Below are 7,044 nucleotides of genomic sequence, written 5' to 3' on the forward strand. Positions count from 1 at the left end.
TAAGGTCTTCAAAAGTCTCAAAAAATACCTCAGAAATAGGTGCATTTTTAAGAGTATCAGAAATTACTCTAGCAGAATCTACATACTCTTCTTCACAAATAGTATCAAATAATGTAATAATTTCATAATTTTCATTAATAGTTACGATATTTCCATACCTTTTAATGAAATTATGGCATGTATCACAATTATGAGTAGAACTATTTGGGTCTCTAAAAATAGGATCGTCATCAGCAGAAAAATTATTTAGGTATAATTCCCAAACTTTATGTCCAGAAATAGAACTCTTAAATAATTTACCTGTTTGGTACATTACTTCTGCTTGTTCATACAATGTTTTTATAAAATCTTTCATAATAATTATTTTTTAATTATCTAACTTTATTATAAATAATGAAGTTCTTTACCCCATTTATCTTTAAAACTATCACAAGAATTAGAAAGTTCTTTTAACATTTTGATAAACTTTTTATTTCATTTTTCATTATACTGAACTTTTTTATTCTTTTCAATTCCACGTTCTATTAATTCTTTAGTATTATTTATTCTTTGTATAGAATTTTCTAATTGTTCTATTAACATATAGTTAAAAATTACCGGGAGCAACTTGAAAGCAAGATATACCTTCATTTCTCCACATATTTACTACTTTATCACGATCATCAAAAACACATAATATCTTTGACTTAGAATTAATGTGGTCATATTGTATTAGTTGATGTAACCACTGATATTTCAATTTATCATCAGGAGTATAATCATTTTCTGGACGCATCTGTAAAAGATGGTAAGGAATATTTTCCTTATATAGCCAATTTTCCGTAACCTTTCTTGTTCGCTGAGATCTTCCTGAAAATATATAAATTTGATAATCTTTGTGTAATGTCTGAAGTGTCTTAATAACAGGAATATTAGGTTCATCTAAATGAATATTCTCTGGATTAAAAAATATATCCCAATTAAGTTTTCCATCTTGTATAGACAACTCTCTACGTTTATCAATTAAAGCAATTGTACCATCTAAATCAAAAATTACTATTTCTTTTTTCATTTTTTAATTAGCAGTTATTTTATCAAATAATTCATCAAGTTGTTCAAAACATTTACCTGTTGGATAAATTCCACATTCACCAGGGTTATCAAGCATTTCACTTATAATCCTTGTTCTTTCTGTAATAAATTCTTCTTTTGTCATTTCATGTTTTACAAAAGAAGTAAAATGTACTGAATTAAATACTTGATTAGGTACTTCTTTTAAACATACATCAGTATGATAATCATCAACATCTGTAAATGCAATTGTATAGGTATTGCCAATCTTCAAGTGTTTATTAGCATATTCTTGATCATTGTTAGATCCATTTTGACCAGTATATTTTACTTTAGTTCCTTCTGGTGCATAAATATCCATTTCTTCTTCCATATTGTTTAAATTTTCATTTATTTCAATTAATTCACCACCGCAAATTCCACTTGTTCTATAATTAACTGGCATTATACAACATCCTATATAAGTTTCTTGACTTTCTGTTCTATATTCAGTTTTGCAACGAGAACATAGAAATAAACGTTCGCTTATAGTTAATTGTTCAATTAGTAATTTTTCAAGAGCATTAATTCTTGTTTGTTTGTATTGTTCATCAAATACAGTTGTCGTTTCTTGGGTGTAATGCATTTCTGCAATCTCTCTAAATGTTTTCATTTTTCAATTTAATGAATTCTACTAATCCAATTAAAACATTCTCAGTTGTATCATTTAATTTATCTGCCATGTAACACATTTGCATTTCCATATCACTTTTTTGCAATATAGAATTACTTAATCCTTTACAAAATCCATTTAATAAATTAGCCTGAGTTATATCATCGCTTGTTCCTATTTCAAATCCTATTGAATCTGAAAGTTTTTCAATACTACTTTTAATCATAGTTTTAGTTTTTAAAATCTGTATTTTCTATTAGAGTAATAAAAAAGTTACATAATGCAGCCTTGTGCAAAACTTAGGATAATTAATCATTCCTTTAAAACTTTATCAAGGATTTTAAAGAACTTTGATGTTTAAAATTTCAACTTTAACAGAATAAACTTTAAACTTTAATTTTTTACCTTTAAACTTTAAACTTTTAACTTTTATGTTATATAGTTCGTATATTTTTCCAGTAAGCCTTCTGATCCTCAGGCAGGGAGATTAAATTTAAGTTTTTCGCATTAGTAGCTTTATTTTTTTAAATCTCAATAAATGTTGTAGCATTTATTTCTGATAAAACAGCATCTACTTCTGACATAAATGATTCTTTATATTCTTCCATTGTTTCAATAGTTGCTTCTAATTGTAATGGATCTATAATAGAACATTTGTTGTTTTTTAAGTATGGATTAATAATATTAGAAGCATCGTTATCCCCAATTTTTACATTATCTTTTTGTAGTGCTTTTTCAGCTAAAGATATTGCAACAGATTGTACTTTTTCATCTAAAAGGTTATATTGACTTTTTGTTTGAGCTAAAATATGTGTGTATTTATCAATTATAGAATCTATTAAATACATACTACTCTTATAATTAATAGCATCAGAAATAGTCATTTCTTCATCACCAATTTTTACAAAAGTGTTGCTATTTACTTTTGTGATTGCAAATTTAATCATATTCTTTCGATTAATTAAATCTGTAATAGATTGATGATTCTCTTTAGCTGCTTCTATAAAAGCTTCCTCTGAATAAAAATTATTAACTAATTTTCCAGGTTGTTTAATACCTATTGGTTTAGTTTTTTCTATTTGTTTTAAAATTCTAGAGTCTAAGAGTTTTAATTCTGATAGTGCTCTATGAATTGTCATTCGTTTTTTTGTTTCCATTTAATTAGGTTTTTCGTAAATTACTACTGTTACATTACAATTAATTAATTCTTTTTGAATTATCTCTTTTACTTTATTCCAGTCTCCACCAGCTAAACCACAACCAATCTGTGGTAAACCAATATGTTGTCCAAAAAATTCTTGATTAATTTTCCTTAGACATACTGTTAATGCTTCATAATCTAATGATTGATTACATCCAGGAGAATTTTGTCCATAATAATATTGAATATAAGCATTTATTACCCATAAATCAGATTTATATCCTTTACTATAATTACCCATTTTTAAATAGTCACTTCTAGATGTTTGGAGATCTGCCGAATAAGCCTCTTTAAAATTTTTTCTAATATCTTTAGCAATTCCAGCTCCCATAGTACAAAAACAATTGCATCCATGTGCAATAACATCAAAAGTACCACTTAAAGCTAATGTGATAAGATTACCTTTTATTTCTCTATACATATTTAGTGAATTTTGTTATTTATTATAGTTTTAATCGTGGATCTGCCGGGAATCAAACCCGGGTCTTACAAAGCCTCTCATATTAAACATATTTACATACATAGGTTTTTAGAGTGTCCTTCTCTTCTGGGACTGGCTAGAAACCAATCACTCCACCACTTCATTTTTAAAAATAAAGAAAACATATAGATTCTGTTCCAAGGTTCTATATAACCCGAGAACTTACGCTGCTATTGCAACTTCAGTTCTAGCTTGTAAATTAATTACAGTGCCAGTTATAAATAAGTATAAGGCTCTTCAGCACAGTGTATGAATTTAATATTTTACTACTTCGCAATCAAAATCAGTCAGACCCGTAAGATCCCCCTATGTTGAGGGATCTCCTAATGTTTCTTGTATTTTTTGTAATTTTATTATATAAAAAGGATCTTCTGCATAAACCCTTTTTAATTTCTCATGGTATTCCTTTTTAGACTTTCCTTTATAGAAAGCCATTTGCAATAAAGCATAATCTAATAAACTATCCTTCCAATGAGGATACCATTTATATCCATTAATAATTTTATTAGAAGTAGTTGCTCTGCTTCCAGAAATTCTCATTCCAAATAAATTATTATTAGTTTTAAATAGTTCTGAACTTAAATAACCAGTTTCAAGTAAGATTTGACTATATACAATTTCAGGATGTTCTAATTTTAAATATATAATTTCTTTCCAAATAGAACTTAATATTTCCTGCTTAGTAATAATTTTATCTTTCTTTACTTCTGGTAATTTCATCTTTGGAGGTTCTTTAAAAGAAATAGAAATAGAAATTACAATAAATAATAAAAATACTAAAAAGTTTTTCATAGAATTAATTTGAGATTTCCTGATAAGAAACTCCAAATCCTTCATCAAAAGAATTTACATGAGCAACTAATCGTTGTTTTGTTGTCATGTGTTTCCAATTTGAAGGTCTTACCCAATTTGGGCAGTCTCCTTTTACCCAACTTTTCACCACACTTTCTGCAATGTGTAAAATTCTTTGGCAGCTTGTAAAATTCCTATCAGTATGAATAATCTTACGAACTTCCGGAGAACCTGAAGAATAATAAACTTTATTACTTTGTTTTTTACTGTGTTTCACTGGACCTTCTACTTGTCCAGGTAAGTTTGTAGTTATGATAATATCAGCCATAATAAAAAAATTGGTATTAATTAAGGTTACTTTCTACCTTCAATGTCATTTAGTTTACTATAAGGATACTATTATTCACCTAAAACTAAAAAAGGGTATTTATTCATTAAAAAATATCGAAATTGTTTTTCTCCACCTCTTGTTCTTTTCTTAAAAATCTTGTTTGTAAATAAAATAAAATCTTTTTCTAAAAAATCTTCTTTTAACTTTTTAAAAACTTCTTCTTTATTTAAAACATCATTTTTTGAAGAGAAATTAGTAATACAAACATAAGTACTATTAAAGAAAAGAACTCCTCTAAAAGTACCTATGTTTCCACGTTTAATTTGAAAATGAAGATCATTTTTATTTCCATGCGCTGTTCCTAAAATTTTCATTTTTTCTTTTTAGGGATTTTAACTGTACTATTAATTATAGTAACATTAGGAATAGTTCGCACTAAAACATTTCTTGCAAGTTGTGCAGAACCATGTTGAATACGAATAGTTTTTACATCATTATAAGTAATTAAATATTCATTCATTGTTTCACCTTTTTAAATATATAACCTCTTTTTTGTAAAGCTCTGATCTCTTTTTTAGATAAACTATTCTTACCAGTTTGATCCGAAGTATAATTTTTTACTTCTAAATTTATTGTCTCAATAATATCTCTAGCATGTAAAGGTTGTAAATAACATTTCTCTATTTCAGGATAATAAATTAATTTTCTTCCTTTTCTTCTTACTTTGATAATATTAAGTTTAACTGCTACAGGTAAAAATCGTGTTCCAATGTTAAATTGTTGTGAAATTGCTTTAACATTTAAAAATCTTGGAGTATCTTCTAAAACACTAACAATTTTAATTAATGCTTCATAGTATTTCTCTATTGTAGGTCTTTTAGGCCCCATTAGAAAATCCAAATAAGTAAGACAATAATAAAAATAATTCCTGAGAAGATCATACCAAAGAATCCAACTTCAGAATCTTTTCTTGCTAGATCTTCTAAAGAACCAAAAAATATTAATAATAAAATAATTAATAATATAAGCATAGTTATAAGATTTAGTGTGCGGTTTTACATTGCTCCGCAAACAATTGTGTTAAATAACGTATTCGGGATTTTACCGACCTTTTAACGAATGGTTTTAATTAAGACAAGTGGATACTCCAATAACCTATTCTTGCCATCTTCCCCAACAAAGCAACTTTTTACAGTTGCTACTTCAACATTTTCTTAAGGAGAGAAATATTGAAAAGAGAGGGATAAAAATCCTATTAAAAATATTATACATAATAATCCAGTTAAAATTAAAGTTGTATAATATCTATATAATTCTTTTGGGTTTTCGCTTGTAACATCTAACAAAAATGTAAATATTGATATAGATAACATAAATAAAATTCCTAATATTATCATAACATCATTATTTCATTTGTTACACCTAAGCCACTTAAATCTTCTACTATTTTAGCTCCTTTAGGTATTTTAAAAGGCATTACTTCTTCATTGTCACCATAACAAAATAATCGACTTTTTTGAAAAGCAAAATGGAATCCTTCTTTCCAAACAGTAAGTTCGTTTCTAAAGAATTCTTCATAAGCTTGTTTTGCTGTTGTATCAAAAGGTACATCATCACCACCATCATAATCTGTTTGATGAGATTTCATAACGACTTCTTCTAATACATTCTTTGTCCAATCAAAATCAAAAAATGTAGAATAGTAACAATCACCTATCTTTTTTATAAGTTTGTAAACTATTAAATCTTCTTCTAATATAATTGCTTTGTTTTGTTCTGTTATTAAACACATAACCTCTATTTTTGAGTGTCATTAAATTCCTAAGGATTTACATCCTAAAATATTTCCATTACTATCCCTCATTATATTTGAAGGTACTAAAAGATCAGATCTTTCAGGGAGAGCAGATTTTACCAATTGAGAAACAATATAAAAAATTCCTGTGTTATATTTAGGAAAAGATTTTACATTATTTGATTTAGTAAAATACTTCAGGTCATTAAATTTAGTAGTAGTTATAGGAATATTATCAATAATAATCCCAGCATCTACTGTATTTGTTTCTAAACGTACTAAACCTTTTGAAGAATACGTTTTTAATCTTGTTTTAAAATCATCCATAATATGAATTGGATGAGGTGTTAAATTAATTATTTTCATTCTTTAATTTTAGTTATTAATAATTAAACCACACTGGTAATATGCTATTTTCGATACTTAGTACATTCTTTGAACATTTCATTTATGTTGCATTGATATCCCCAATAAGAGCAAGTATTATTGCAAACCTCACACAGTTCTTCATAACAAGCTTCAATCCCTAATCTAAACATTTCATCAGGTGTTTCTCTTCCACTTGTATTTTGTAAATGTAAAGTATACACCAAATCAATTATTTCTTCTTTTGTTTTATCTTTATAAATATCATCCATTGTACTTAAATTTGATTATTATTTTCATATATCATTATTATCTACAAGTGAGTAATAATCAAATCCCGGAACAATTATTATATGATCCAGTAGTTTAATATCTA

General features: G+C 26.7%; 14 protein-coding genes and 1 other RNA gene. All 15 read right to left on the bottom strand.

Going from position 1 to position 7,044, the window contains the following annotated elements; translation table 11 throughout:
• On the bottom strand, positions 1 to 355 hold a 355-nt coding region (locus tag PF569_01840), incomplete at its 3' end, for a hypothetical protein (protein MDA3854972.1).
• Between the two features lie 231 nt (positions 356 to 586).
• The gene (locus PF569_01845) at positions 587 to 1,051 is read right to left on the bottom strand and encodes a hypothetical protein (protein MDA3854973.1); all 465 of its coding nucleotides are present in this window, start codon (positions 1,049 to 1,051) and stop codon (positions 587 to 589) included.
• 3 nt (positions 1,052 to 1,054) lie between these two features.
• Positions 1,055 to 1,702 carry a hypothetical protein gene (locus PF569_01850; protein ID MDA3854974.1) on the bottom strand — a complete coding sequence of 216 codons (648 nt, stop codon included), beginning with the start codon at positions 1,700 to 1,702 and terminating at the stop codon, positions 1,055 to 1,057.
• A complete protein-coding gene (locus PF569_01855; GenBank protein ID MDA3854975.1) occupies positions 1,689 to 1,928 on the bottom strand; it encodes a hypothetical protein in 240 nt (79 codons plus the stop codon). Before PF569_01855 ends, PF569_01850 begins: the two co-directional genes overlap by 14 nt.
• 298 nt (positions 1,929 to 2,226) lie before the next feature.
• Positions 2,227 to 2,859: a hypothetical protein gene (locus PF569_01860; protein MDA3854976.1), complete on the bottom strand. Its 633-nt coding sequence runs from the start codon at positions 2,857 to 2,859 to the stop codon at positions 2,227 to 2,229.
• A complete protein-coding gene (locus PF569_01865) occupies positions 2,860 to 3,324 on the bottom strand; it encodes a macro domain-containing protein (protein MDA3854977.1) in 465 nt (154 codons plus the stop codon).
• A gap of 34 nt (positions 3,325 to 3,358) precedes the next feature.
• Positions 3,359 to 3,679: a transfer-messenger RNA gene (gene ssrA / locus PF569_01870) on the bottom strand.
• Between the two features lie 11 nt (positions 3,680 to 3,690).
• Positions 3,691 to 4,176 (bottom strand): glucosaminidase domain-containing protein, encoded by a 486-nt coding sequence (locus tag PF569_01875; GenBank protein ID MDA3854978.1) that lies wholly within the window; start codon positions 4,174 to 4,176, stop codon positions 3,691 to 3,693.
• A gap of 4 nt (positions 4,177 to 4,180) precedes the next feature.
• The gene (locus tag PF569_01880) at positions 4,181 to 4,504 is read right to left on the bottom strand and encodes a hypothetical protein (protein ID MDA3854979.1); all 324 of its coding nucleotides are present in this window, start codon (positions 4,502 to 4,504) and stop codon (positions 4,181 to 4,183) included.
• 71 nt (positions 4,505 to 4,575) lie between these two features.
• A complete protein-coding gene (locus PF569_01885) occupies positions 4,576 to 4,881 on the bottom strand; it encodes a hypothetical protein (protein ID MDA3854980.1) in 306 nt (101 codons plus the stop codon).
• The gene (locus PF569_01890; GenBank protein MDA3854981.1) at positions 4,878 to 5,027 is read right to left on the bottom strand and encodes a hypothetical protein; all 150 of its coding nucleotides are present in this window, start codon (positions 5,025 to 5,027) and stop codon (positions 4,878 to 4,880) included. The genes PF569_01885 and PF569_01890 overlap by 4 nt, the downstream gene beginning before the upstream one ends.
• Positions 5,024 to 5,395 carry a hypothetical protein gene (locus PF569_01895; protein ID MDA3854982.1) on the bottom strand — a complete coding sequence of 124 codons (372 nt, stop codon included), beginning with the start codon at positions 5,393 to 5,395 and terminating at the stop codon, positions 5,024 to 5,026. Before PF569_01895 ends, PF569_01890 begins: the two co-directional genes overlap by 4 nt.
• A 505-nt stretch (positions 5,396 to 5,900) precedes the next feature.
• Positions 5,901 to 6,299, bottom strand: coding sequence for a hypothetical protein (locus PF569_01900; GenBank protein MDA3854983.1), 399 nt, complete (start codon positions 6,297 to 6,299; stop codon positions 5,901 to 5,903).
• A gap of 21 nt (positions 6,300 to 6,320) precedes the next feature.
• Positions 6,321 to 6,668 carry a hypothetical protein gene (locus PF569_01905; GenBank protein MDA3854984.1) on the bottom strand — a complete coding sequence of 116 codons (348 nt, stop codon included), beginning with the start codon at positions 6,666 to 6,668 and terminating at the stop codon, positions 6,321 to 6,323.
• 44 nt (positions 6,669 to 6,712) lie between these two features.
• Complete coding sequence (locus PF569_01910) at positions 6,713 to 6,940, bottom strand: hypothetical protein (protein ID MDA3854985.1); 228 nt, start codon at positions 6,938 to 6,940, stop codon at positions 6,713 to 6,715.
• Between the last annotated feature and the right edge of the window lie 104 nt (positions 6,941 to 7,044).

The organism is Candidatus Woesearchaeota archaeon (genome assembly GCA_027858315.1).
Lineage (GTDB): Archaea > Nanobdellota > Nanobdellia > Woesearchaeales > UBA583 > UBA583.

Bases quoted from the DNA above. Each gene is read 5' to 3' on its own strand.
- PF569_01845 (MDA3854973.1), bottom strand. From the start codon at position 1,051: ATGAAAAAAGAAATAGTAATTTTTGATTTAGATGGTACAATTGCTTTA.
- PF569_01850 (MDA3854974.1), bottom strand. From the start codon at position 1,702: ATGAAAACATTTAGAGAGATTGCAGAAATGCATTACACCCAAGAAACG.
- PF569_01855 (MDA3854975.1), bottom strand. From the start codon at position 1,928: ATGATTAAAAGTAGTATTGAAAAACTTTCAGATTCAATAGGATTTGAA.
- PF569_01860 (MDA3854976.1), bottom strand. From the start codon at position 2,859: ATGGAAACAAAAAAACGAATGACAATTCATAGAGCACTATCAGAATTA.
- PF569_01865 (MDA3854977.1), bottom strand. From the start codon at position 3,324: ATGTATAGAGAAATAAAAGGTAATCTTATCACATTAGCTTTAAGTGGT.
- PF569_01875 (MDA3854978.1), bottom strand. From the start codon at position 4,176: ATGAAAAACTTTTTAGTATTTTTATTATTTATTGTAATTTCTATTTCT.
- PF569_01880 (MDA3854979.1), bottom strand. From the start codon at position 4,504: ATGGCTGATATTATCATAACTACAAACTTACCTGGACAAGTAGAAGGT.
- PF569_01885 (MDA3854980.1), bottom strand. From the start codon at position 4,881: ATGAAAATTTTAGGAACAGCGCATGGAAATAAAAATGATCTTCATTTT.
- PF569_01890 (MDA3854981.1), bottom strand. From the start codon at position 5,027: ATGAATGAATATTTAATTACTTATAATGATGTAAAAACTATTCGTATT.
- PF569_01895 (MDA3854982.1), bottom strand. From the start codon at position 5,395: ATGGGGCCTAAAAGACCTACAATAGAGAAATACTATGAAGCATTAATT.
- PF569_01900 (MDA3854983.1), bottom strand. From the start codon at position 6,299: ATGTGTTTAATAACAGAACAAAACAAAGCAATTATATTAGAAGAAGAT.
- PF569_01905 (MDA3854984.1), bottom strand. From the start codon at position 6,668: ATGAAAATAATTAATTTAACACCTCATCCAATTCATATTATGGATGAT.
- PF569_01910 (MDA3854985.1), bottom strand. From the start codon at position 6,940: ATGGATGATATTTATAAAGATAAAACAAAAGAAGAAATAATTGATTTG.